This is a genomic window from Planococcus salinarum, assembly GCF_007004625.1.
GTDB classification, from domain to species: domain Bacteria; phylum Bacillota; class Bacilli; order Bacillales_A; family Planococcaceae; genus Planococcus; species Planococcus salinarum.
The window spans coordinates 300,112-326,587 of sequence record NZ_VIFV01000001.1; the positions used below are offsets into that span (position 1 = coordinate 300,112).

Sequence of the window (26,476 nt, forward strand, 5' to 3'; positions counted from 1 at the left end):
TTTCGTTTTATAGTTGACCGAAACGCCTGGGCGCTTCGGGGCCTGCTTTACATTGGGTATACATCAGATGAAAATCTCTTTCTTCATGTAAATCGCTTCCACTTTCGCCAAATTGCTTTTCACTTTCGCGTGTTCCTTTACATAGACGAAACGCATGATTGAAGCGATCAGCGCATGCACGGCAGTATAGGAATCGATGTTCAGATTCGAGTTTACGGAAACTTCCAGAGAAATATCTGCAAAAGCAGCAGCGGGGGAATCCGCAGAATCCGTAATCAGTACAATTTTGGCGCCTTGTTTTTTTGCTGTCGCAAGCGTATCAATAACGGATTTCGTATAACGCGGGAAAACAAAGGCGATGACCGTATCCTCAGCGGTCAAATCCGATAACTGGCGGTAATATTGGCCATCGCCATGCATCAGCAATTCAGCATGGTCCAATGTCAGATTCAACCAGGAAGTCATAAAATGAGCAAGTCCATAATCAAAAAAATTGCTTGTGACATAAATAGCCTTTGCCCGTCCGATGGAATCCACCGCCTGCAGCAACTGATCTTCATCCATCGTTTTCTTCAACTGAGTGATACTGGCAATATCCGCATCCAATAAATTCCCCAGGAAGGATTGCTCAACTGCCGGCTGTGGATCCGTTTCCTCAACCTGTTCAAAGCGCTCTTCAGCGAGTTTCCTCTGGAGAACATGCTGAAATTCAGCATAGCCCCGGTACCCCAGCTTTTGCGACCAACGGATCACCGTCGACTCACTGACGTTCACTCTCTTCCCCACTTCCAGCGCAGAAGAGAACGCCAGGAAGATAGGTTCCTTAAAAAACAAATCTCCTATCTTCTTTTGGCCGGAACTGAAATCTTTATAAGAATTTGAAACATTCCGCAGTAAATCCTGCATATTTTGGAACCCCCAATGTAAGAACAAGGTAAAGTCTTACTACTTATTATACAATACTGCAGGATTTCCTTCAATAATAAATTGAATATTCTTTTTAAAAGCAAGTATAAGGAGGAATATTTGCACTTCTTTTTCCCTATTCCTTCCCCTTCCAAACTCCCAGTAAATTTACAACCGACACCGCTTTTCTTAATTGCCTCAATTCCTGAAGTTTTCTAGTATACTATTTGTATAACCTTAAAATGGAGTGTTGTCTTTGAAATGGGAACAAAGAATTTATCGCCTTTTCTTACTATGGTATGCCATCGGAATCATCCTGTTGGCATTTGACTTGCTGCCGCCCTGGCTGGAATGGGCCAACGCCGTATTTCTTATACTGGCCGGCACTTTGGGGTTCATGTACTTCCTGCGTCGCTTTGGAAAACCTGCCGGCATTATGATCGGTTCGACCATTTTTTTGGCGACCTTTGTCATCGAGTGGGCCGGAGCAAGTTCAGGATTCCTCTTCGGGTCCTATGATTACACCGATCGCTTCGCTCCGAATTTATTCGGAGTGCCGATTGCCATCGGCTTTGCCTGGCTGATGGTCATTTCCACATCGCATGTTTTGGCGCGCTGGATATTTCCAACGGGCACATTCGCTTATGCCGCAACCGGGGGAATTGGGGCGGTCATCATGGATTTGATCATCGATCCAGTCGCCTATCAGTTAAAATCCTATTGGATCTGGGAAGACACCGGCTGGTACTACGGCATTCCCTGGACCAATTTTTTCGGATGGTTTGCGGTATCGTTTGTGCTGCATCTGCTGATCGACTGGATAATGCGGCGCAAATCGATGACCATTACCGATGAAACACCCGAAAGAAGGCTGGTGCTGCTGTATTTGCTGATGATCAGCATGTTCGCCATGCTGGGCGCCCTGGGCGGTCTATGGCTCGCTGTAGCGGCCAGTATCATCCCCGCTTTGCTGCTGGTTGCCGTGGCATGGAAAAGGAGGCCCCTATGATCGAAGCCAAAAAGAGCCGTCTGTTTGAAAGGGGCTTTGCCCTCTATCTGTTTCCTTTGATGCGTCGCTCCTTTGCGCATTTTCTCGGATACAATATCCGGAAAATTCCGCAGCAGCCGGCGATCTTTATCGCAAACCACAGTTCCTGGTGGGATGGGTTGCTGTTCTTCTTTTTAAACCGTACAGTCTGGAAACACGACATTCATATGATGATGCACGAAAAGAACTTGAACAAATATAAATTTTTCCGCAATCTGGGGGCTTTTTCAATCGATAAACAAAACCCGAAGGATATCATCCGTTCCCTCCAATACGCTGAAGAATTGCTGAAGGCCGGGAAATCGGTGGTGTTATTCCCGCAGGGCGATGAATTCCACCAGGAAATCCGGCCGCTCAACTTTCACAGCGGAATCGGCTACATGCTGGAAAAACATCCGGAAGTTCCGGTAATTCCGATAACATTCTATTATTCATTCCGGCATGAACAAAAACCTGAAGTCTGGATTCACCAGGGCCCTTCTTTATCTGTAGAAGAGATTAACGGGATCACCAGAAAAGAAAAGTCCGCTTCATTACAGCGAGTTTTAACAAATCAATTGGATGGACTCAGAGAGAACGTCATCGCAGAGGATACGACAGCATTCAAAGACCTGTTAAGAAAGGAGTGAAGCAAGGCTATGCTCATATGGATCCTGACAATATGCCTTGCCTCTTTTCTGGTTTGGACAATCTTCAACAGCTTTTTCATGCCGGCGCTGCCATCAAAACCAAACGTTTACGATCAGCCTTTGCTGTCTGTTCTGGTGCCGATGCGCAATGAAGAACGCAACGTAACCGCGCTGATCACTTCTTTGAAAAGGAACACATACCCGAATTGCGAATTTATCATCCTGAATGACAAGTCCACCGACCAGACCCAGCAATTGCTTGAAGCCCAAGTTGCCGGTGACAGCCGGTTCACACTGCTGCAGGGAGCGGAACTGCCGACAGGCTGGGTCGGCAAAGTGCACGCATGTTATCAGCTGCAAAAGGCGGCTTCGGGGGAGTATCTGATGTTTGTGGATGCCGACATCAATTTCAGTCCGCAGGCATTTGAGCAATCGCTTGCGCTGATGCAGAAGACTGGTGCAAAATCGCTGTCCGGTTTTCCAGCATTCGAAGTGGCGCCTTTTTTAAGCAAGCTGCTTGTGCCGATGCAGCATTTCGTCGTCTTTTTCCACTTGCCGCTTCTTTTGGCAAATTACATTCCATTCCCGGCGGCTACTGCCGCGCACGGAGCGTGGATGCTCTTTGAACGGAAAGCTTATGATGATATCGGCGGACACCAGGCCGTCCACAGCTCGCTTGTCGAAGATGTCCACATTTCCCGAGAAATAAAAAAAGCGGGACATCCCATGCTGCTCGCCAATATCACCAGATCCGTAAGCAGCAGGATGTACGAAACGAACGCTGAAGTGTGGGAAGGCTTTCTGAAAAACAGCTACACAGGAGTCGGACGCTCTCCGCTGCTGGCATTCGGGCTTGCCGCGTTCTACACAGCCTTTTACATCTCTCCACTTTTCTTTGCGGCATACGGCCTCTTCACCCTTCAATGGCTGTTCGTTATTCCATACATCCTGATTTGTCTGCAGCAATGGTACGTCATGGTCCGGACGCGCCAAAATCCCCTTCTGGCTTTTCTGATGCCTCTTCAAGCCGGAGCGATGATTGCCGTGCTTCTGCATGCGATGAAAAAGTCATGGAGCAAGCAAGCCTACTCATGGAAAGGCAGGAACTACTCATGAAGAAGAAAATAATCATCATCGGCGGCGGACTGGGGGGGCTGGCTGCAGCCGTGACCCTTGCAAATGCAGGACTGGCTGTCGAATTGTACGAGAAAAACGAACATTTCGGCGGCAAGCTGATGCCCGTTCGACTGGGAAACCACTCGTTCGATTTTGGACCAAATACAATCACGATGCCGGAAGTTTTCAACTCAATTATCGAACAGACCGGTGAATCCGCTGCTGATTATTTTAATTTGATTCCTTTAACCACCCATACCCGAAACCACTTTCCGGATGGGCAGCATCTCGACTTTTCCTCTGAGCCCGAAACGATGCAGGAGGAAATAAACCGCCTGACTCCGGTGGATGCTGCGAATTACAGCAATTTCATCGATGAAATCAGCCGGATCTATTCACTGTCCGAGCGCTATTTCTTTCCGTCCACCTTTCAATCCTGGCGTGATTATCTATCTCCTTCCCTAGGCAAGGCTTTGCTTCAGGTGCGCCCGGCAGAAACGATGGACCATTTCTACCGCCGTTATTTCCGGAATCCGCAATTGCTGCAGGCGTTTGGACGGTATGCGACCTATATCGGTTCCTCCCCTTATAAGGCGCCCGCCACTTTTTCGATGATTGCCTATTTGGAACTCGTTGGCGGCGTCTATTACGCCAAAGGCGGCAACGCCAGCATTGCAGAAGGGTTTGCCTCAATAGCCCGAAAAAACGGTGCACTGCTTCATGCAGGCACCGCTGTTAAGAAGATTATCCTCAAAGATGGTAAAGCCGTTGGCGTTGAGCTGGATGACGGAAAAATGTCCGAAGCGGATGCCGTCATTCTGAATGGTGATTTACTATCCGCTTTTCCGCAATTAACTGCCGAAAGCGAGCGGCCATCGTTCAGTGATAAAAAGAGCGCTTCTTTTGAGCCATCCATTTCCGCTTTCGTCATTTTGGCGGGCTTGAACACCCGATTGTCCGGTCTGAAGCACCATAACGTCTACTTTTCAGAAGACTACCGGCGCGAATTCGACAATCTCTTCGATGAGAAGTGCTATTCCGAGCAACCGACCGTTTATATCAGCAACTCTTCCTTTACTGATCCGTCCGTCTCACCGGACGGAGACAACCTGTTCATTCTAGTAAATGCACCCGCTTTGACGGCCGACGGGAAATTACAGATTGATGCGGAAGCCTATAAAAACCGCATCTATGATTTCCTGGAAACGTACGGCCTTGATATCCGCAGCCATTTGGTTGAAGAAAAAGTCTTTACGTCTTCATTCATCGCTGACCACTTCAATGCTTACCGGGGTTCCCTGTACGGGCCGTCCTCGCATAAAAAAAAGGACGCATTTCTGCGTCCTGCCAATGCCAGTCCGGATATTAAAAACCTCTATTTTGTCGGCGGCAGTACCCATCCAGGCGGAGGTTCACCCATGGTGACCATGAGCGGCCAAAATGTGGCAAAGCGCATCCTGAAAAAATACGGCTTCCCGCCGTCTTGACCCTGGATTTCACCCTTGCCTGAAACACAAAAATCAGCCGGAAATTCTTCGGCTGACTGAAAAAGGATATGTCCGCGGACATATCCTTTTTTTGTTCTATTCTTGTCTCCTATAAATAGGCGAGGATTTGTTGTTTTGATTGATCCGATACAAAATGCTTCTGGCCAAATACATTGTATTCTTTCTTTCTTATGGTCGTCAGAATTTCGCGGTAGACCAAGCCCGCCCCTTTTACAGGGATCCGGGAACTTACCGGATATTCGTTTATCGTTTCAAAAGCCTTCTGATAATGATGTTCAGCTTCTTTGGCCATTTCTTCCCAGACCGACACAAAAGCCGGTGTCACCGTTCTCCGGCGAAGATCCTCTATCCCGAAATTATATTTATCCAACAGTTCTGAAGGAAGATAAATGCGGCCCATTTCCAGATCTTCATCAATGTCCCGCAGTATATTCGTGATCTGCATCGCATAGCCAAGTGAAATGGCTCCTTCTTTCAGGATTGTCATTTTTCCCGGGGCCAGCACCGGCAGCAGCATCAGGCCGACCGAACTGGCTACATGATAGCTGTAACCCAGCACTTCCTCCACTGTCCGATAATGGGTCGGCTGCAAATCCATTTCCTGGCCGGCGATCATGCTCCGGTATGCTTCTTCGTCCATTTCATAATTACTGAAGACATCGGAAAGTGCCAGCCACATCGGGTTCATTGCATCAAAATTCCCCGCTAAAAAATTATTGAATTCCTGTTTAAAGAGAGATAATTGCCCTGCAGGATCCGAGCCTTCATCCACAATGTCATCCACTGTCCGGCAGAATGCATAAATAGCCCAAACTGCTTTTCTTTTTTCCTTTGGCAGCATGGAAAAGCTTTTGTAGAAACTCTTAGAATTGGCGGCAATGATCTCTTCACAAAAACGGTATGCCTTATTCAATTCCATCAAGAACCTCTCCTCTCACGTAAGGAATCACGTTCAATTTGTTCGGCCAGCAATTTTGCGCCCTGCATGACAATTGGTATGCCCCCACCCGGATGGACGGAAGCACCCACTGCATAAAGCCCTTCCACCTCAAAAGGTTTGACTTGAGGCCGGAAAACGCCCGATTGAAGCAGTGTCGGACCGATTCCGAAACTTCCGCCACGGAACAAACCGAACGCCTCGGCATCAGTCGGCGTCCTTACTTCCATCCATTCGATGGCATCTTTCAGGCCAGGAAAAGACAGCTCTTCCATTCTGTCGACAACCTTGCTGATCCATTCATCTTCGTTCTCCCAGTTTATATCCGAACCTGCCGGAACCGGAATCAGCGTATACAGGACACTCTTGCCTTCGGGAGCAAGTGAGTCATCGATTTTGGATGGATGGAATGTGTAGAATGCCGGATCTTCCGGTTTCTGTCTGGCCGTAAACACGTCTTTCATATGCTTTGCATAATCATTTCCAATAAAGAACTGGTGAACGTTTACATCGTCATAAATGCGGTCAAGGCCGAAATACAGCAGGAGGCAAGCGGAAGACGGAACAAACTTTTTGCTCTTCCGTTCCGGCAATAAGCGGGAAACAGTAGGGAAATCACCATTGTAGACGATAGCATCAAAATCTTCCCTGCCAGTTTCCAGTTCCAGTCCCTTGGCCGTGCCATTTTCGATAATGATCCTTTTCACCATCTCCCCTTTACGGATTATGACATTTGATCGGGCACGCAAGTTTTCTTCAAGCAACGGCACGATGCTTGCATAACCGCCTTTCAGATAATGCACACCGTGTTCGTGTTCACTGAAAGGAACCAGCGAATACATCCCGGGTGCGCTGAACGGATCTCCACCTATATACAAAGTCTGTAACGTATAAGCCAATTGAAGCCGTTCATCTGTAAAATAGCGCACCATAAGCTTTTTCACGGAAAGCTGGGGCTTCAGAGCCACCAGGTTTCTGACGTTTCCCGGCGTCCAGAATTCACTCCTTCTGACGAAAGAATGCTCGAGGAAAGCGGTCTTGCCGATTGCAAAACGCTCACGCCCTTCAGCCATGAACCGCCGGAAGCCTTCTTCCTGGCCCGGAAACACTCTCGCAACTTCTTCTTCCTGCCGCTTGCTGTCAGGGTATTTTGTGTAAACTTTTCCATCATTGAATCGGATTGTATAGAGCGGGTCACAGAGCAATAATTCATACTGCTCTTGTCCAATCCCTGCCTGTGCCAGTAAATCCTTAAACATTTCCGGCAGCAGGACGATTGTCGGCCCCTCATCAATCTTAAAGCCGTCACGTTCCACAAAATTCATGCGTCCGCCCAGCCGATTTTCTTTCTCGATAATAGTCACTTCATGTCCACTGCCGCTTAAATACAAAGCGCCCATAAGACCGCCGATTCCGCCGCCGATCATTGCAATCTTCATGCAAAGCCCTCCAATGCCGGCAATGGAAGGATGGGGATGCCTTCGTTTCCATCCTTTTTCAAAATGCCGTTGGCAGTGATGCGCGCTGATTCCAAGATCGTCGGCAAACCGCTTCCGGGATGCGTTCCCCCGCCAACAAGCCAGCAATGCCGCAGTTCTTCAAAATCATTGTGGGGTCGAAATACCATCATTTGCGTTAATTGGTGGCCAAGATTAAAGGTGGCTCCCTTATAAACCGAATAATCGTGTTCCCAGCCGAACGGCGTTAATACTTTCTCCACTTCGATATGATCCCGCAGATTTTTAAACTCTGTTTTCTCCTCAATGATATTCAACACGAGCTCCCGGAATTCCTGCTGTTCATTGTCCCAGCCGATGTCACTGAAATTATTCGGGACCGGCGCCAGTATGTAAAGTGCCGATTTCCCTTCGGGGGCCAGAGTCGGATCCGTGACACTTGCGTTCTGGATATAAATTGACGGATCTGCAGAAAGCAGCCGGGTTTCTGTAATTTCTTCCACATTTTTTTTATAATCTTTGGAAAAAACGATTGTATGATGGGAAAGATCATATTTTTTATCAAGCCCGAGATAAATCATGAACGTTGAACAGGAATACTTTTTCTTCTCCAGTTTTTCAGGCGTGTATTTTTTTAGGACGCCAGGTTCTACCAGGTTCGTCATGACGTGCGCAAAATCTCCATTGATGATCACTTCATCCGCCGCTTCCCGGCTGCCGTCTTCGAGATCGACGCCTTTGACTGCACGGCCTTCCAGCCATAATTTTTTCACGCCTTTTCCTGTATGAATCGTCCCTCCCAGTTCCCGGATCACTTTCGCCATGGATTCGGAAAGCTGGTTGACTCCGCCAATCGGATGATAAATACCGTAGGCATGTTCCATATAAGACAGGATAGTAAATGCGCCGGGACATTCCCACGGCGACATCCCAAGATATTTGGATTGGAAAGCGAATGCAAGTTTCAGCCTTTCGTCCTTAAAGTAGCGTGAAAGCACGTCGTAGAGGCTCTTGTTAACTTCCAGTTCCGGCAATGCTTTTAATACTTTAGGCTGGAGCATATGTGAAAATTTATCCATGCGGGTTTGGAGAATCGGTGACAGGGCTTCCAGCTTTTTGCCCGTTTCTTTCATGAAACGCACATAGCCTTCACCATCCCCCTTGAAATCTTTATCGATTTTCGCCACCATTTCTTCGGCATTGCGCGTCATGATCAACTTCTGATCTTCGAAAATCAATTCATACATCGGATCCAATTCCACGGGTTCCATATAATCAGCCAGGTTCCGGCCTGCAACACCAAACAATTCTTCCACTATATGCAGCATGCCTAAAAAAGTCGGACCCGTATCAAAAGTGAAATCTCCGAGCTTCAATGCCGCATTGCGCCCTCCGACCCGTTCATTTTTCTCGTAAATATCCACCTGATAGCCTTTTGCCGCCATCAGCATGCCGGCAGCCAGTCCACCGGGCCCAGCGCCTATGATTATGATTCTCTTTGCCATATAATTACCCCATTTTGTAATTCTTTAGTTATATAATATATATATAAAAATTATACATTATCTAATTTAATAAAACTATTATTAAGCCTTTCTGGAGCATGGCACTTTCTAATGTAAATTTGTCGATCCTGCACTTTCCTGCCTATCTCATTTCAGGAGAGCTATTACTTTCATCATACCCTATGTCCCGGAACAAGTAACTCCATACGAAGGTTTCCCACGTTCGTCTGTTGAAGAACTTTTCTGCGCCTGACTCTTCTTTTCGACAAATAAAAAACCGCCTCATTTCGAGGCAGTTTTTTCAGGCTGTCGAGAAACTGGCAACTTTTCCAATCATTACGCTTTAGACGGATACTTTCCGCGGGGAGCGGCCTAAGCCTCCTCGTCCGCTTCGAAAACCGATGCTCCTGCAGCGCTCTGCGCTTCGTCGCAAAGGTTCGACCGAATGGTGTTCGGTCAAACCTTCCCTGCGGAGTCTCAGGACTCGCTCTGGTTCCCGCAGGAAAGACATTGGCCGAAGCCAGCGAGGCCAAGTCTTTGCGACGAAGCAGCGCAGCGATGCAGGAGCACCTCTTTGCCCTTCACCGTCTGACGCTCCATTCTAGTTATGTTTAGAATCGGATTGTCTCTTTCTTATATAAACTTATAAGGATAATCCTCATATAGAAGGCATTCTGAGATATGGAGCAAAACAGCGAAGACGCCCAGGGGAGCAGGCGGATGCCGACGAAGTGCTGAGATCCACTCGGACGAAGTGAAACGAGACCGAGTTAGCTCAGCGCGAGCCAAGAGTTGGCCGTAGCCTGCAAGGCCGGCTCTTTGCGACGAAGCTAGCGCAGCGATGCAGGAGCACGGGTTTTGGCAAGCGAAGCTGTTTTGCGGAATATCGATTTTAATGTTTCTTTCTCAACAAGCTGAAAAAACCGCCTCATTTCAAGGCGGTTTTTTACGTATTCACTATTTTTTCGCTTTGTGGACTTTCAGTATTTTGCCTTTGATGGTTTTGTCTTTCATCGCCTTCAACACCATCGGCCCTTTGCCGTTGAGGATATCGATGTAGGTAACGGTATCCTGAATTTTGATGATGCCGATGTCTTCAGCGGTGACACCCGGAATGCTTGTCAGTGTTCCGACAAAATCAAAGGCACGCAATTTCTTCTTTTTTCCGCCATTGAAATAGAGTTTCATAATATCCTTGTTCACTTGCTCATTCTTGTTGCGCTTGAGCTGCGGCCGGCTTTCGAGTTTTTCGGTGAAAGCCTCTTCCGCTGCAGCCACTTCTCCCGGAGAAGGCGCAGTCTTTTCCGGAATGGAGAAGCCGATATACTCCTCTATTTCCTGCAGGAATTTGCCTTCGTGCGGCGTCACAAAACTGATCGCTTTCCCGGTCTTTCCTGCACGTCCTGTCCGGCCTGCACGGTGGACATAGCTCTCCTTTTCATGCGGTATGTCGTAGTTGATGACATGGGTGATGCTGTCGATATCGATTCCGCGAGCGGCTACATCCGTTGCCACCAGGTAACGGAATTCTCCCCGTTTGAAATCATTCATAACAGTGAACCGGTCTTCCTGAACCATTCCCCCATGCAATTTATCACAGGTGTAATAATGCTTTTCAAGCTGCTCCAACACGAAATCGACATTATCTTTTGTCCGGCAAAAGATGATGCAGCTGTCCGGATTTTCGACAATCGTAACATCGCGAAGCAATGAAAACTTCTGATTCTCCGTCACGCGGATCAGCTGATGTTCAATCTGATTTTTCAGCGTTTCAGTGGAAGCAATTTCTATGTGTTCGGGCTGGTTCATATATTTTTGCTGCAGTTTTTCCACGTTTTCCGGCAAAGTGGCAGAAAATAGCATGGTCATCCGCTGTTTCGGCAATTTAGTGATGATGGCTTCCACTTGTTCTATAAAGCCCATATTGAGCATTTCGTCCGCTTCATCCAATACCAGAAATTCAATGCGGTCGAGTTTCAGCGTGCCACGTTCGATATGATCGAGTACCCGGCCAGGCGTCCCTACAACAACATGGCATTTCTGTTTCAGTTCGGCCTGCTGATAGGCAAACGGCTGTTTGCCATAAACCGCAGCCGCTTTGATGCGCTTGAAACGGCCTACATTCGTAATGTCTTCTTTGACCTGATCGGCGAGTTCACGCGTTGGCGTCAGCACCAATGCCTGCGGTTTGTTTTCTTCCCATTCGACCATTTCACAGATCGGGATGCCGAAAGCTGCTGTCTTGCCGCTCCCTGTTTGTGATTTCACCGCTATATCGATCTTTTGCAAAGCCACAGGAATCACTTTTTCCTGAACTTCAGTCGGTTCTGTATAACCCAAACCTTCAAGGGCCCGCAAAACGGGTTCACTGATTTTAAAATCTTTGAATTGCTTGCTGTTCATATATTAAATCTCCTTCTCGTCCAAACTTCCCTTAGTTCCATTATTGCATGGATTTTATGCAATCTCCATTAAAGGATTATTAAGTTTAATGGAACTGAAGGTTTCATTGATCCAGAAGGCTTACGGCGACTTTAACATCCAGGGATTGGCTGCCGCCTCGGTAAATGCCCTGCACCGGGCTGACATCGTTGTAATCACGCCCCACCCCTACACGTATATGGTTTTCCAGCGCTTCGACATTATTGGTAGGGTCAAGCCCCACCCAGCCGACTCCCGGAATCATGACTTCTGCCCAAGCATGGCTGGCGGCGTCGCCGACCAGAGCAGAATTTTCCCCGACATATAAATAGCCGCTGACATAACGGGCAGGAATATTCTTGCTGCGAAGGATTCCGAGCATCACATGCGTAATATCCTGGCAAACGCCTTTGCGCAGACCAAAGGATTCAGATCCTTTGGTGAAAACATCCGTTGATTCGCCGTCATACGTGAAATGGTCATGGATATAAACCATTACATCGATGGCATACTGAACCGGATTCTCAATTTGACCCAGTTCCCGATCCACTTGTGTAATTTGTTCCGGATTCAGATATGTGTAGGCGGTATTGCTCAAATAAGCCAAGTAATGCTCTCCGAATAATTTCGAATGGAAAATGGTGCGCATTTCCGGGGAATAATCGATTTGGTGGATGAACGGGCTTTTTTGAATACTGACGATGGAAGTCGTTTTCACTTCCAGATGCTGATGGTGTTCTGCGATAAAGAATGTTTCCACATTATTGCCCCAAATATCAATGTGTTCTTTTGTTAATGAAGCAGGCGTGATATCCGCCCGGTAAGACAATAGGCGCTGGACTTCATCAGTTCTTGGTTTCAAGCGAATGGAATTCATGCTTTGGTCGACGATCGTATCGTATTCGAAAATATTGGTATGCTCGATTTTATATTTCATGGATGTTATTCCTTTCGCACTCGCCGTCTGGTTTTGGGTGCTCGTGTAGTTTTCGGTTTCGTGATCATTAAGATAATAGGTTTTTGAAAAGAGTTGGCCGATTTCATTGCAGCCATTCTGAAAATCGTTTAAAAAGTCCAACATATCTTCAGGTTCAAGCTCCTGAAAATTAAAATTGTCAAAATCAGCGGTCAGCTGATCGATTTTCGCAAACAACTCCCAGGAATAATGGGAGACTTTTCCGTCCTCCAATTTGACGATCGCTTCCCGCATATGATCCAGGCAATAGCGGATGGACCTCGGGAAAGTGGGATTCGAAACCAGGAATGTCAACACCAGGGATGGATCCATCTTCGGTGGGTTCGCTTTCAGGTAGGCATCATAGCCATTCGTCATCCGCAGGGCAGCCAGCCAGTAATAATAATCTTCTGATTGCTGTTCTTCCGCACGTGCGAGCGTACGCTCACAAACTATATTCAGAATGCGTGCCGTCTTTTCAGCACGCTCCAGCCATTTTCCGATTTTGATCATCTGATATTCCACGCCGCGTGACATCGAGGATTCCACGATTCCCTGTGATGTTAGTGCCGTATTTTTGACTTTCTCCAAAAATCTCCGCATTTCATGGACCGACAGCGATTCAGTGTCCATATCCTGCAATGTCAGGTAACATCTGTTCCAAACTTCCCAATAATCATCGGTGATATGGTCCCGGCTTACCCGTGCGTTCTCACGGATAAATCGCACACAGCTTGCCACGGAATTGAAATTTTCTTCTTCCATAGACAGATAGTAGACCAGCTGATCTTCATTATAGGCCGGCAGCGATTTGATGTATTCCATCATATCCGTTGAAGCACAAATTTCAAATATGAGCTTCCAATCGTCTGCACGCACCAGCTCTTCGTCCGATGCTTCAATCATTTGAAGCAATTGTACATCCAGGATCCGTGCGTTGTTCTCTGCACGCTCCGCATTTCTCGACATCCAGTACAACGAATTTGCAACTCGACTCAACATTCAGGAATCCCCTCCTTCTTCTTTTTTCTTGAAGACCCATGTATCTTTTCCGCCGCCGCCCTGCGACGAATTGACAACCAGCGATCCTTCCTTAAGAGCAACTCTTGATAAGCCGCCGGGCAGAACATTGGTTTCTTTTCCACGCATAACGAATACTCTCAAGTCCACATGACAGGGATAGAATTTATCGCCTTGATAGGCCGGGGCCCGTGATAATTTGATGGTAGGCTGTGCAATATACTGATGCGGTGATTCAATGATTTTCTCCCGGAAAATCTCGATCATTTCTTTTGATGCATGCGGTCCGACCAGCATATCGTATCCGCCGGAAGCTCCTACATTTTTCACGACCAGCTCTTCGAGGTGATCCAGCACCCACTCGCGTTCTTCTTTGTTCTCAAGCAGATAGGTTTTCACGTTATCAATCAAAGGTTCTTCTTTCAGGTAATAGCGGATCATTTCAGGAACATAGGCATAAATCGCCTTGTCATCAGCCACACCATTGCCGATGCCATTGAGTATAGCGACGTTGCCGTATTTGTAAGCCTGCAACAGGCCAGCCACTCCCAATGCGGAATCTTCATTGAAGGCTTCCGGATCCAAAAAATCATCGTCAATCCGGCGGTAAATGATATCCACCCTTTTTAAGCCGCGAATCGATTTCATGTATACGATATTTTTTTTCACGATCAGATCCCGTCCCTCCACAAGATCGATCCCCATCTGCTGGGCAAGGAAAAGGTGGTCGTAATATGCTGAATTGTACATGCCGGGCGTCAGCAGGACGGCGAAAGGCTTGCCTTTTTGGGTAGCCGGGGCATGATCCAGTATCGCCTGGTGCATATGGCTCATCTGATGCTCAAGCGTTTGAATGGAATGCTTGGCGAAAAATTCTGGATAAACCTGCCTCATCACATAACGGTTCTGATAGACATATGACATTCCCGAAGGATTGCGCAGATTGTCTTCAAGCACATGATATTTCCCGTTCTCATCCCGTATAAGATCGATGCCGGCCAGAAAAATATGATTGTTCAAAGGGATTTCGATCCCTTTGACTTGCTTATCATAGTAATACGGATTTTCCTCCACGAGATTTCTCGGTACAATCCCGTCATCCAGAATCCGCTGCTCTCCGTAGACATCTTCAAGGAATCGATTCAGCGCTTCTGCACGTTGAACCATTCCTTTCTCTACGACTTCCCATTCTTCAGGGGGTATGATGATCGGTATAAAATCGAAGGGCATCGTCCGTTCAGTACCCACATTATTATCGTAAACCGTAAATGTGATGCCTTGTCTGAGGAAAGATAATTGGGCTGTCTCGTGTTTTTCGCGCAATTCCTCCTCACTGAAATGCTGGAGCAATTGAAAGAAGTTTTGGTAATGGGGTTTTGGCTGTTTGTTCTCTTCGAACATTTCATCAAAAAACGGCTTTACGAGATATGATTGAAACATAATTCCCCTCCTTTTTTGTTCTAAATATTCGGTTAATTTTGTGTAAAAAAACTGCCACTCACTATCTGCGAGTGGCAGCTTCATGTTGTTCCATTCTTACCTTGCAGCAGGTTTTAATAGCTCTTAATCCTTTTTCGACGTTTCTTCGTCAATTCCTTTTTTCAGGGAATCGCTATACTCTGTGCTGCCTCCGAAAGCGCCGGCGCTCGGTTTCGATTCATCGGACGGACTGCCCGTTTTGTCGGTACCGCTTTCCTTCGAGGCATTTGAGCCGGTTGAGCCAGTTGAAGTTCCAGAGCTGCTCTCCGATTTTCCACCGACTTCATCCTGAACCGTTTTATCCGCTTTATCCAGCATGTCTTTCTCCTGGTCCATCATCTTCTGCTGCTTATCGATTGCAGTCTTGACTTGTTCTACCGCTTTAGAGACATAAGGCTTCGCTTTATCTACCATGCCGCCCGACTGTTCATTAAAGCGGTCGAGGCCCTTTTTGACGTTCTCTTTCATATTCCCCGACTGTGAATCGCCGGTCGCGCCTGCAGAAGTGCCGTTAGAATCCACTTTTTTCTGTGCCATGGCGGACCCTATTGCCGCACCTATACCTAATAATACTAATTTGCCAAATAACCCGCCTGAACGTTTTGCCATTGGAATCTCCCCTTTTCAGTAATGGAATACACTTTATCCTTATTATTTACTATTTCCGGACATCCTAAACATTTTACCCGGTAAAAAAGACACCTTTCTCGTTTGTCAGGTGTCTTTGGGCGGTGAGATTCATCCTATTAAATTTTGCCTTCCTGCTGCAGTACTTTTTCAAAAGCATCTACGACTTCAGGATCATATTGGTCTCCTGACAGGCGCCGGATTTCCCTCATGGCATATTCCGCCGTAAAGGCTTTGCGGTAGGATCTGTCTTCAGTCATTGCATCGAAGCTGTCGCACACGCCGATGATTTTGGCTTCCAGCAGAATTTCTTCCGCTTTCAGGCCGAAAGGGTAACCTTTTCCATTGATTCGTTCGTGGTGTTGCTCTACGATATCTGCAAGTTTCTTATAGGCTGTTTTGCGGAGCATTTCGGCTCCGTCCCCCGGATGCTTTTTAATCAGGTCAAATTCTATGTCCGTCAATTTCCCCGGTTTATTGAGCACTTCTTCAGGAATATTAATTTTTCCGATATCGTGAAGGATGGAAGCTATGAACAGATCATCAATCCTTTGACGATCCAATTTCATTTTGGAAGCGGTTTTAACTGCATATTTCGAAACTCGGGTGCTGTGCCGATAAGTGTATCTATCTTTTTTCTCCACAATTTCACCAATGCTGCGCAATTCTTTAATACCCTCACTGAGAGAATGAAATACCATCGCATTAGAAACCGAAAGAAAAGTTACATCCGTTATAGCCGTTATTTGTATGACTTCTTCCAAGTCTTTGACTGAAATTACGTCGTCTGCAATAAGTCGGGAAATTTCACCGTTTATTTTAAGCTCCATTTCACCATTCAATATATAGAAGAACTCCTGGACATCCGCATTTTCACCCGGAAAAAGGATCATCAGCTTGTCTTTTTGAACAGTCTGCTTCATAAATTCAATTCCGCCACCGCGCCCGAGCAAACTCAGGGTATTGGAATTATTGGTGACTGTTTCAAGATATTCATTTCTAAAAATGTCCAAGCCTTTCACTAATACACATCCCTTCTAAAAAAGCACTATGAATGTATGCACGTGCCATACATTCATAGTACTCTAAAGGATGCTTTTATGACAATAGGTGTTACCAGTCGATCACTTTAATAGGATCGATATCTGCTTCACGATCCGCAAATCGGACAGTAACCCATTCCATTTCCACAGTAAGGCCCGCTTCTTCAGCTTTCTCCATGCCTTTTAAAGTCATCGCTTCTGTTTTCAACTTCAAATCAGCAATCATCGAATCAACTTTCAGATCATATTTCTCCCAGGCTTCAGCCTGTTTTGAGGCATCTTCTGTTTTTGCAACTTCCGCTAAATAATCCGCATACATCTTTTCAGCCTTCACTTGCACTTTAGCGATTTCTTTGTAGATTTCTGCATTGACTTCATACACATCTGCCAAAGCCTCCGCTGTTTCCGGGCTCATAGGCTGTTCTGCCGTTTCAGCAAATCCTCCGCCCGTAAATGCAGTAAAGATTAAGAGCAATGAAAAAAGTACAGTAATCGAATATTTCTTAAACATTCTGTTTCCTCCCCTTTTTCTCTGATAATGTTTTGTAAATCAAATATGATAGTTCCTAACAAAAGCCAGCACATTCTGCTGCAACCGCTTCATCAACAAGTATAAATGAAGTAGGCACAAAGAACAACATCGATTTACAACAAGGTGTGTCTTTTGGCCGGCATTAAAGAGGCACAGGAACCGTGCAGATATTCCTGTGCCTGCTTTCGATTATTCGTTTTAAGGCAGCACAGTAGCTCCCATCAAATAGCGGTCACATTCGCGTGCCGCTTCGCGCCCCTCGTTAATAGCCCAGACAATCAGGCTTTGGCCCCGGCGTACATCGCCTGCCGCAAAGACCCCAACCAAACTGGTGGCATACTTCCCGTAATCGGCTTTCACACAAGAGTTGGGCTCAGTCGCCACTTCCATCTGCTGGATCAGCCCCTGTTCCGGTCCGCTGAATCCGATGGCAATCAGCACAAGGTCTGCTTTCCATACTTTTTCCGTGCCCGGTATTTCTTCACGGATGCGATTGCCTGCTTCATCAATTTTTAATTTCACGTTTACCGTATGGACTTCCTTGATTTCGCCCTTTTCGTTCCCGACGAACTTTTTCGTCATGACAGCATAGGCTCTTGGGTCTTCGCCGAAAGTGGCGGCTGCTTCTTTGTGGCCGTATTCAACGCGGTGCACTTTCGGATATTGCGGCCAGGGGTTGCCCTGCTCGTCGCGTATCGCCCCTTTTTTATCATAGACATCGAATTGGACAAGGCTTCTGCAATCATGCCGGACAGCTGTTGCCAGGCAATCTGTTCCGGTGTCTCCGCCCCCGATGACAATTACATTTTTGCCTTTGGCCGAAATATAATTGCCGTCTTCGAAATCTGAATCCAGCAGACTCTTTGTGCTGGCATGCAGAAAATCCATCGCATAATGGATGCCGGCGAGCTCGCGCCCTTCCACCTGAAGGTTGCGGTGCACCGTGGAACCGGTGCACATGATGACCGAATCAAAATCCTCTTTCAGTTTTTCAGCGGCATAATTTCTGCCGATTTCAGTATTTGTTTGGAAAGTGATGCCTTCCTGTTTCAGAATGTCCACACGGCGGAGGACCATGTCATAAGGCAGTTTCATCTCCGGTATGCCGTACGTCAGCAATCCGCCCACCCGGTCGTTCCGTTCAAAAACAGTGACCCAATGTCCCGCTTTGTTTAATTGCGCTGCAGCGGCAAGGCCGGCGGGGCCGGAGCCGATTACCGCCACGTGCTTGCCGGTGCGTGTTTTCGGCGGCTCGGGTACAACCCACCCTTCCTCAAAACCCCGTTCAATAATGGAGCGCTCCACCGTCCGGATTGCGACAGGCGGTTCGTTGATGCCCAAAACACAGGAACCTTCACAAGGCGCCGGACAGGCCGTTCCTGTAAATTCCGGGAAATTGTTCTTCAAATGTTCCCGGCGCAGCGCTTCTTTCCATTGTCCTCTGTAAACAAGATCATTCCATTCAGGAATCAGGTGGTTAACCGGGCAGCCAGTTGTCACCCCTTCCAATTCCATTCCCGTGTGGCACGTCGGCACACCGCAGTCCATACAGCGGGCGCCTTGCTTTTCCACTTCCTCATTGGATAATGGAATCGTGTAGTCGTTCCAATCGTGCGTCCGTTCTGCCGGGTCGCGTTCGTTCATCGTCTGCCTTCCATAATCCATAAAACCTGTACTCTTTCCCATCAGACCCCTCCTTGATCGATTCTGCCAAAAGGCTGATTCTCTATTTTATGCCTTCACTCATTTTGCTTTCTTCAAATGCCGCCATTTCAGCATCGGATTTTGTCATGCCGCTGTCCAGTAATTTGTCGATGCGCTCGTTGATCTGCAAATAAGCTTTCGGAATAACCCGAACAAATTTCCCTGAGAATATGTCCCAATGCTCCAAAATTCGCTGAGCGTTTAAACTGCCGGTATAGCTGTAGTGGCTCTTGATCATACTGCGCAACTCTTCTATTTCGTGCGGATCCGCCATCGGCTGCAAGTAGACCATGTCAGTGTTGCAATATCGCGCAAAGGTTTCGCTTTCATCCAGGACATAGGCGATTCCCCCGGACATTCCGGCTGCGAAGTTCTTGCCGGTGTCTCCAAGGATCACAACCCGTCCGCCTGTCATGTATTCACAGCCGTGGTCTCCGACACCTTCCACAACGATGTTCGCGCCGCTGTTGCGAACCGCGAACCGCTCTCCGGCCACGCCGTGTATATACGCTTCACCGGCAGAAGCACCATAGAAGGAAACGTTGCCGATGATGATATTCTTTTCCGGGATAAATGTGGAATCCGCTGCCGGCTTGACTATAATCTTGCCGCCGGACAGGCCTTTTCCGACAAAATCATTGGCATCTCCAACCAAGTTCATCGTCATTCCCCGCGGAATGAATGCGCCGAAGCTTTGGCCTGCCGAGCCCTGGAAATTCAGTTTCACCGTGTCTTCCGGCAAACCTTCCGCTCCGTAACGTCTTGAGATTGCGCTGCCGATAATGGTACCCGTCGCGCGGTGGATATTGCGGATGGCGGTGGTCATTTCAACCGGCTCGCCGGTCTTTATCGCATTGCTGCAACGCGGCAGAAGTTCCTGATAGTCGAGTGTTTGCATCAAGCCGTGATCCTGCTTGACGGTTGCATAGCGTCCGACTTTTTCCGGAAGATCCGGCTGATACAGAAGCGCCGATAAATCGATTCCTTTGGCTTTCCAATGATCGATCGCCCCATTCACTTCAAGTACATCGGTTCTGCCGATCATCTCATTGATGGTGCGGAAGCCAAGCTCCGCCATCAATTCGCGTGCTTCCTGTGCGATAAAGCGCATGAAGTTTACGACATGTTCCGGGTCTCCGCCGTATTTTTTGCGAAGCTCCGGATTTTGTGTCGCGATGCCCACCGGACAGGTGTCCATATGGCAAACGCGCATCATGACACAGCCGAGCACAACCAGAGGTGCGGTGGAAAATCCATATTCTTCTGCTCCAAGCAGTGCCGCCATGACGACATCGCGCCCCGTCATCATTTTGCCGTCGGTTTCCACGACAATGCGGTCGCGCAACCCATTCAATAATAAGGTTTGATGAGTTTCAGCCAAACCGATCTCCCACGGCAGGCCGGTGTGCTTCAAACTTGTTTTCGGCGCTGCGCCCGTGCCGCCGTCGTAACCGCTGATCAGCACCAGATCCGCCCGGCCTTTTGCAACTCCAGCCGCTATCGTTCCAACACCAACCGCTGAAACCAGTTTTACACTGATGCGTGCATAAGGATTGGCATTCTTCAGATTAAAGATCAATTCCGCCAAATCTTCGATGGAATAAATATCGTGATGCGGCGGCGGTGAAATCAATTCCACGCCGGTCGTTGAGCCGCGAACTTCTGCAATCCAGGGATAAACTTTTTTCCCCGGCAGATGGCCGCCTTCTCCCGGCTTCGCCCCCTGTGCCACTTTGATCTGGATTTCGTCGGCATTCACCAGGTAATGGCTCGTAACACCAAAACGGCCCGAGGCCACCTGCTTGATTGCGCTTCTGCGGTTTGTGCCGTCTTCATCCGGGATAAAGCGGGAGATTTCCTCGCCACCTTCACCCGAGTTGCTGCGGCCGCCGATTTTGTTCATGGCGACTGCAAGCGCTTCATGCGCTTCTTTGCTGATTGACCCGTAGGACATGGCACCCGTTTTGAATCGCGCACAAATTTCCTCGACGCTTTCCACTTCTTCCAATGGCACAGACGTCCGGTCCTTAAACTTCAGCAAACCACGCAATGACTGCAGGTTCGCTTTCTCATCCGTCAGCAGAGCGGAATATTTCCGGAAGACATTAAAATCATTTGTCCGGCACGCCTGCTGCAGCGTATGGATGGTTTTGGGATTGTATTGATGGTCTTCCCCATTTTCGCGGTATTGGAATTCGTCCCCGGATTCCAGTTCCCAGTCGCTGCCTTCTCGTTCCGGATATGCTTTGGCATGGCGCATCAGCACCTCTGTGCCGATTGTATCGAGGCCGATTCCTTCCAGCCTTGAAGAAGTCCGGGTGAAATATTCGTCGATTACATCCATTCGGATTCCCACGGCTTCGAAAATCTGTGCACCGCGGTAACTTTGAATTGTTGAAATGCCCATTTTCGACAGCACTTTGATGATGCCGTCGGTGACCGCCTTGATGTAGGTATTTTCAGCCTGTTCGTAATCGGGGCCTTCAATATCCCCGGCCTCAATCAGGTTGTCGATCGTATCCATGGCCAAATACGGATTGATCCCTTCCGCACCATATCCAAGAAGAACTGCAAAATGGTGCACTTCCCGGGGCTCAGCAGATTCCAGCAAAATGCTGATTTTTGTGCGGATGCCCTCGCGGATCAGGTGATGGTGCAAGCCGGAAACGGCCAGTAAAGCCGGAATTGCCGCCAGCTCTTTATTGATTCCTCTATCTGAAAGAATCAGGAGCGTAGCGCCATCTTTGCAGGCTGCATCAGCCTCAGCAAACAGCTCTTCAAGCCGTTTCTCCATCGCTTCGGTTCCGTCTGAAACCGGGAATAGGATCGGCAAAGTCACTGCCTTGAATTCACCCAACGGGTTATGGCGCAATTTTTCCAGCTGCCCGTTGGTAAGAACCGGTGTTTCCAAACGGATATGGCGGCTGCTTGCCGGGGTCGGCTGCACCAGGTTGCCTTCTGCTCCGATTGTTGTCCGCGCAGCTGTAATAATCTGTTCCCGGATTGCGTCAATCGGTGGATTTGTTACTTGCGCAAATAATTGTTTGAAGTAATTGTACAGCAGCTGCGGTTTTTTCGATAAGACGGCCAAAGGGGAATCATAGCCCATAGAACCGACAGGATCCTTGCCTTCGGTCGCCAATGGTTTGATGATCTTTTGGACTTCCTCCATCGTGTAGCCGAATGCCAGTTGCTGTTTCACCAGGGATTCTGCACCCTCATAGTTTGCAGGCTGCTCCGGATCCGGCAAATCTTCCAGGTCCAGCATATTCTGTTCCACCCAGTCTTTATAAGGCAATTCCCCTGCAATCTGCAATTTGATCTCTTCGTCCGGAACAATTTTTCCTTCCAACAGATCAACCAGCAGCATTTTGCCGGGACGCAGGCGGTCTTTGTAAATGATGTCATCCGCAAAGATATCCAAGGCGCCGACTTCCGAACCCAAAACAATCATGCCGCTCTTTGTTACGTAATAACGCGCCGGTCGAAGCCCGTTTCGGTCAAGGCAGGCCGCAATCTGGTTGCCGTCAGTAAAGACCAGTGCCGCCGGGCCATCCCACGGTTCCATCAGCGTACTGTGGTATTCATAAAAATCCTTCTTCTCTTTCTTGATCGTCGGATCATTGACCCATGGTTCCGGCACCATCATCATCGCTGTATGAGCCAGTGAGCGTCCTGATAAATGAAGAAACTCAAAGCAATTATCGAACATCGACGAATCACTTCCGCTTTCATCGATGACCGGCATTAATTTTTTCAGATCTTCCTCGTTGAAATGTGGAGAGGTGCACAGGGCCTGGCGCGCCCGCATCCAGTTAACATTTCCGCGTAAGGTATTAAATTCACCATTATGTATGGAATAGCGGTTCGGGTGCGATCTTTGCCAGCTTGGAAATGTATTGGTGCTGAAACGCGAGTGGACTAATGCCAACGCCGATTTGAATTCGGGATGGTTGAGGTCGATGTAGAACGAATCCAATTGCTCGGGAATAAGCATCCCTTTATAGACAATGGTGCCCGCTGATAGGCTGCTGAAATAAACATCCTTGAATTCCGGGTCTGCACCCATTTCCTGTTCGATTCTTTTGCGGATTATATACAGCCTTCTTTCGAGATCCATACGCCCTTCGAGATCGGCAGCCGCTTCGATAAATACCTGGCGGACAACCGGTTTGGTTTTCGTGGCCACTTTGCCGACAAAAGAATCATTTACCGGAACCGGCCGCCAGCCGAGGCATTGCTGCCCTTCTTCTTCAATAATGCGTTGTATGATTTCTTTGGATTTCATCCGGATATCATAATCCTGGGGCATAAAAATCATGCCGATGCCGTACCTTCCTTCCGCCGGCAGGAAGATCCCTTCTTTTTCACATTGCTTCTGGAAAAAGCGGTGCGGAATCTGCGTCAGGATACCGGCTCCGTCCCCGGTGCTCGTGTCAGAAGACTGCCCTCCCCGGTGCTCGAGATTACACAGGATATTGACCGCATTCTGGACGATCGAGTGTGATTTTTCACCATTTATATTTGCAATCATTCCAATGCCACAGGCTTCATGTTCCTGCTCCGGACTGTATAAGCCTTGTGCTTTTGGATACTCTCTTTTTGTCATGCTGTTTCCCCCTTTAACACAGTGAAGTGTCATAATATTAGGATAGTATATCATAAAAAACAGAATTAATTTAAAATTAAGATTAATTTAAATAGTCAATTATTACTGCAAGCGCTTTCATTTTATAGTCAGTTTAAAGAGCTTTTCAGTTATTATTTCAGAAACTTAAAAACCCCTGTCCGAAGACAGGAGCTTTTACGTATTTACGGGTTCAAATGCCTGGATTGCGGACAGGAAGGCATCGCCGTATTTCTCGAGTTTATTGGCGCCGACACCGTTGACTTCAAGAAATTCTTCAGCGGTTTTCGGCTTTCTGGCGCACATATCCTGCAACGTCTTATCGGAGAAGATGACAAATGGCGGCACGCCGCCCTGGTCTGCCAACTCTTTCCGGATTTTCCGCAGCTCTTCGAAGAGCGGATCGTTTTCAGCAATCTGTTTGGTGACAACTGCCCCTTTGCGTAGAACCTGGCGTTCGCCGAGCAGCACTGCTCTGCCGCCATCGGGTACATAAATCGTGGGGAAAGAACCCTGCTCAACTGCCAGCAATTCCTGGGAAATCATAAATTCAATCAGATTCGACACTTCTTTAGCGCTTTGATGCTTCAAAATTCCGTAAGTTGATAACTTATCAAACCTGAAATCGAGTATTTTTTTATTGCGCGAACCTGTCAGCACCTGAGCCGTCATCAGTTTGCCGAACTTCTGGCCCATGCGGATGACGCAGGACAGCACCATCTGAACGTCTTTCGTCACATCGAGGCTTTCACGGTCATCGATGCAATTTCCGCAATGGCCGCAGTGTCCGGCTGCAGTATCTCCAAAATAATGAATGATGAATTGCTGCAGACAGTTTTCGGTATGGCAGTAATCGACCATGCCCTGCAATTTGACGAGTTCACCGGGAATGCGGCTCGGGTCCTGCGCCTGATCGATCAGAAAGCGCTGCGTTTGAACATCCTGTGGCGCATAAAGGACGATGCACTCACTCGGCAATCCGTCGCGGCCGGCACGGCCCGCTTCCTGGTAATAACTTTCCATGTTTTTCGGCAGCTGGTAATGGATTACATAGCGGATATTGCTTTTATCAATGCCCATTCCAAATGCATTGGTCGCCACCATCACCGTTACCTCGTCATTGAGGAATTGCTCCTGGCCCGCTCTTCTCTCGGCATCAGGAATCCCCGCATGGTATTTCGCAGCTTTGATGCCTTTTTTCTGCAGCATCTCATAGACCGAATCCACAGTCTTGCGCGTGGCGGCATAAATGATTCCCGCTTCTTTATCGTTTTTCTGGACATATTCCTTCAGGAAACGTTCGCGATCCTGGCCGCGGATGACGGAAAACGTCAGATTTGCGCGTTCAAAACCGGTCATGATGGTGTGGCGTTCTTCTATATTCAGAATGCGGCAAATGTCTTCCCGCACTTGAGGCGTCGCAGTTGCCGTTAAGGCAAGTACTGTCGGATTGTTCGGAAACAAGTCCATCATGCGGCTGATGAGGCGATAGCTTGGACGAAAATCATGGCCCCATTGCGAAATGCAATGCGCTTCGTCGACAGCGATGAGGGGCACGTGCACGCCCTGCAGTTCGTTCAGGAACATTTCATTGTCCAGGCGTTCCGGCGCAATATACAATAATTTTATGGCGCCCCGCTGGACATCATAAAGCGTTTCACGGACTTCCTCGAAATCCATTGAGCTGTTTATAAAGGCCGCTGGAATGCCGGCTGCAAGAAGTGAATCCACTTGGTCTTTCATCAAAGATATCAATGGTGAAACAACAATCGTCGTCCCTTCCATGACCATGGCCGGAATCTGGTAGCACATCGATTTTCCGCCGCCTGTCGGCATGACACAAATCGAATTCGCCCCTTCAAAAACTTGTGATATCGCCTGTTCCTGCCCGGTCCGGAATGTTTCATAGCCAAAATAGGTCTGCAGTAATTCTCTTGCTTTTTCCAACAATAGTAAACACTCCTATAACTCGATTCGTACTGCATAGCTTACCATATTTCATCGGCTTTTTCTTTTTCCAAGCATCAAAAAACGCCGAAGGCAAAAGCTTTCGGCGCTGGTAAAATCCGTCATTCAGATGTCAAGATTCCAATGTTTCTCTTCTTCCTCTTTCATCTGTTTTTCCGTTTCAGGCGGATACACGGTGCGGAATTTATGGTGGTCCTGTGGAATCACTTCCACCATCTTCGCAATCATGTCTGCAGGATCGAATTGATCTTCGAGTGCCGAATCCGCTTCTTCCATATCTTCTTTCTTGGTGAAATGAATTTTCTCATCATACCATTTCCATTTTGCTTCCGCGCTGCGGTCGTTGAAGCCTGTCGCAAATGCGCCGGGGTTGATTGTCGCGACCTGGACACCGAAGCCTTCCAATTCTTTTCTCATCGTTTTGGCAATCGCTTCAATGGTATGTTTGGTAGCGGTATACGGGCCCACATACGGCGTCGACATGATGCCGGCCATCGAAGACAGGAAAATGATCTTGCCTTTCCCTTTTTCCACAAATTTCTGCGCGGCAATCTGCGCGGTTTCCAACGTGCTGAAGACATTCACTTCAAACAGTTCGCGGAAATTCATCATCGGCACTTCCCCGAGTGGACCGCCTTCATTGACTGCTGCATTCGCTACAAAAATATCAAAATCATACTCGTGCATCTGCGCCAGATCCTGCGGATTTTTTATGTCCATCTTGAAGATTTCCAGTTTTACGTTTTCAGCTTCTGCGGCTTCCATCAAAGAAGTCACCTGCGGGGCGTTTTCCACCGGCGCAATGACGCGATGGCCCTTTTTCGCCAGACCGATGGCTGTACCTTCGGCAAGGCCGCTCCCTGCGCCGGTAATAAAGATTGTTTTTGACATTTTGAATCCCTCCCGTTTTTTTTCCTATTGGATGTCTTCCCTTCAGAAAACCGGCTAAACAAAAAATCCACCGGAAGCATCCCAGTGGATTCCTGAAAACCGG

18 protein-coding genes are annotated in these 26,476 nt (G+C 47.9%); 4 read left to right on the forward strand and 14 right to left on the reverse strand.

The genetic code is table 11. The features are described from left to right. Window positions 1-63 precede the first annotated feature (63 nt). Window positions 64-906, reverse strand: a complete 843-nt coding sequence (locus DIJ65_RS02505; protein WP_071152423.1) for a MurR/RpiR family transcriptional regulator — start codon at window positions 904-906, stop codon at window positions 64-66. 247 nt (window positions 907-1,153) lie between these two features. Between DIJ65_RS02505 and DIJ65_RS02510 the strand changes: the two genes are divergently transcribed. From DIJ65_RS02510 to DIJ65_RS02525, 4 genes are read left to right on the forward strand one after another with little or no spacing between them, the layout of a single operon-like run. Next, window positions 1,154-1,915: a carotenoid biosynthesis protein gene (locus DIJ65_RS02510; RefSeq protein WP_230321262.1), complete on the forward strand. Its 762-nt coding sequence runs from the start codon at window positions 1,154-1,156 to the stop codon at window positions 1,913-1,915. Next, window positions 1,912-2,583 carry a lysophospholipid acyltransferase family protein gene (locus DIJ65_RS02515; protein ID WP_071152425.1) on the forward strand — a complete coding sequence of 224 codons (672 nt, stop codon included), beginning with the start codon at window positions 1,912-1,914 and terminating at the stop codon, window positions 2,581-2,583. The genes DIJ65_RS02510 and DIJ65_RS02515 overlap by 4 nt, the downstream gene beginning before the upstream one ends. Window positions 2,584-2,592: 9 nt before the next feature. Next, a complete protein-coding gene (locus DIJ65_RS02520) occupies window positions 2,593-3,699 on the forward strand; it encodes a glycosyltransferase family 2 protein (RefSeq protein WP_117299449.1) in 1,107 nt (368 codons plus the stop codon). Continuing rightward, window positions 3,696-5,186, forward strand: a complete 1,491-nt coding sequence (locus DIJ65_RS02525) for a phytoene desaturase family protein (protein ID WP_230321261.1) — start codon at window positions 3,696-3,698, stop codon at window positions 5,184-5,186. Before DIJ65_RS02520 ends, DIJ65_RS02525 begins: the two co-directional genes overlap by 4 nt. 109 nt (window positions 5,187-5,295) lie before the next feature. Here DIJ65_RS02525 and DIJ65_RS02530 read toward each other — a convergent pair whose 3' ends face one another. The 13 genes from DIJ65_RS02530 to DIJ65_RS02590 all read right to left on the reverse strand — a co-directional run bounded on the left by DIJ65_RS02530 (window position 5,296) and on the right by DIJ65_RS02590 (window position 26,373). Beyond that, the gene (locus DIJ65_RS02530) at window positions 5,296-6,129 is read right to left on the reverse strand and encodes a phytoene/squalene synthase family protein (protein ID WP_230321260.1); all 834 of its coding nucleotides are present in this window, start codon (window positions 6,127-6,129) and stop codon (window positions 5,296-5,298) included. After that, window positions 6,126-7,583 (reverse strand): phytoene desaturase family protein, encoded by a 1,458-nt coding sequence (locus DIJ65_RS02535; protein WP_117299442.1) that lies wholly within the window; start codon window positions 7,581-7,583, stop codon window positions 6,126-6,128. Before DIJ65_RS02535 ends, DIJ65_RS02530 begins: the two co-directional genes overlap by 4 nt. Then, window positions 7,580-9,106, reverse strand: coding sequence for a phytoene desaturase family protein (locus DIJ65_RS02540; RefSeq protein WP_117299440.1), 1,527 nt, complete (start codon window positions 9,104-9,106; stop codon window positions 7,580-7,582). Before DIJ65_RS02540 ends, DIJ65_RS02535 begins: the two co-directional genes overlap by 4 nt. Before the next feature lie 957 nt (window positions 9,107-10,063). Beyond that, window positions 10,064-11,509: a DEAD/DEAH box helicase gene (locus DIJ65_RS02545; RefSeq protein ID WP_117299439.1), complete on the reverse strand. Its 1,446-nt coding sequence runs from the start codon at window positions 11,507-11,509 to the stop codon at window positions 10,064-10,066. Between the two features lie 103 nt (window positions 11,510-11,612). Further along, window positions 11,613-13,484: an alpha-E domain-containing protein gene (locus tag DIJ65_RS02550; RefSeq protein ID WP_117299437.1), complete on the reverse strand. Its 1,872-nt coding sequence runs from the start codon at window positions 13,482-13,484 to the stop codon at window positions 11,613-11,615. Next, window positions 13,485-14,942, reverse strand: coding sequence for a circularly permuted type 2 ATP-grasp protein (locus tag DIJ65_RS02555; protein ID WP_117299435.1), 1,458 nt, complete (start codon window positions 14,940-14,942; stop codon window positions 13,485-13,487). 123 nt (window positions 14,943-15,065) lie between these two features. After that, a complete protein-coding gene (locus tag DIJ65_RS02560; RefSeq protein WP_071151959.1) occupies window positions 15,066-15,590 on the reverse strand; it encodes a hypothetical protein in 525 nt (174 codons plus the stop codon). 137 nt (window positions 15,591-15,727) lie between these two features. Beyond that, entirely contained in the window at window positions 15,728-16,630 is a 903-nt protein-coding gene (locus DIJ65_RS02565; RefSeq protein WP_117299433.1) for an HD-GYP domain-containing protein, read from the reverse strand. 91 nt (window positions 16,631-16,721) lie between these two features. Further along, window positions 16,722-17,162 (reverse strand): hypothetical protein, encoded by a 441-nt coding sequence (locus DIJ65_RS02570; protein ID WP_071151960.1) that lies wholly within the window; start codon window positions 17,160-17,162, stop codon window positions 16,722-16,724. A 219-nt stretch (window positions 17,163-17,381) separates the two neighbouring features. Next, window positions 17,382-18,869: a glutamate synthase subunit beta gene (locus DIJ65_RS02575; RefSeq protein WP_117299431.1), complete on the reverse strand. Its 1,488-nt coding sequence runs from the start codon at window positions 18,867-18,869 to the stop codon at window positions 17,382-17,384. A 40-nt stretch (window positions 18,870-18,909) separates the two neighbouring features. After that, window positions 18,910-23,496 carry a glutamate synthase large subunit gene (gene gltB, locus DIJ65_RS02580; protein WP_117299430.1) on the reverse strand — a complete coding sequence of 1,529 codons (4,587 nt, stop codon included), beginning with the start codon at window positions 23,494-23,496 and terminating at the stop codon, window positions 18,910-18,912. Window positions 23,497-23,691: 195 nt separating this feature from the next. Beyond that, window positions 23,692-25,464: a DNA helicase RecQ gene (gene recQ, locus DIJ65_RS02585; protein ID WP_117299428.1), complete on the reverse strand. Its 1,773-nt coding sequence runs from the start codon at window positions 25,462-25,464 to the stop codon at window positions 23,692-23,694. A gap of 123 nt (window positions 25,465-25,587) precedes the next feature. After that, a complete protein-coding gene (locus DIJ65_RS02590) occupies window positions 25,588-26,373 on the reverse strand; it encodes an SDR family oxidoreductase (RefSeq protein ID WP_117299426.1) in 786 nt (261 codons plus the stop codon). Between the last annotated feature and the right edge of the window lie 103 nt (window positions 26,374-26,476).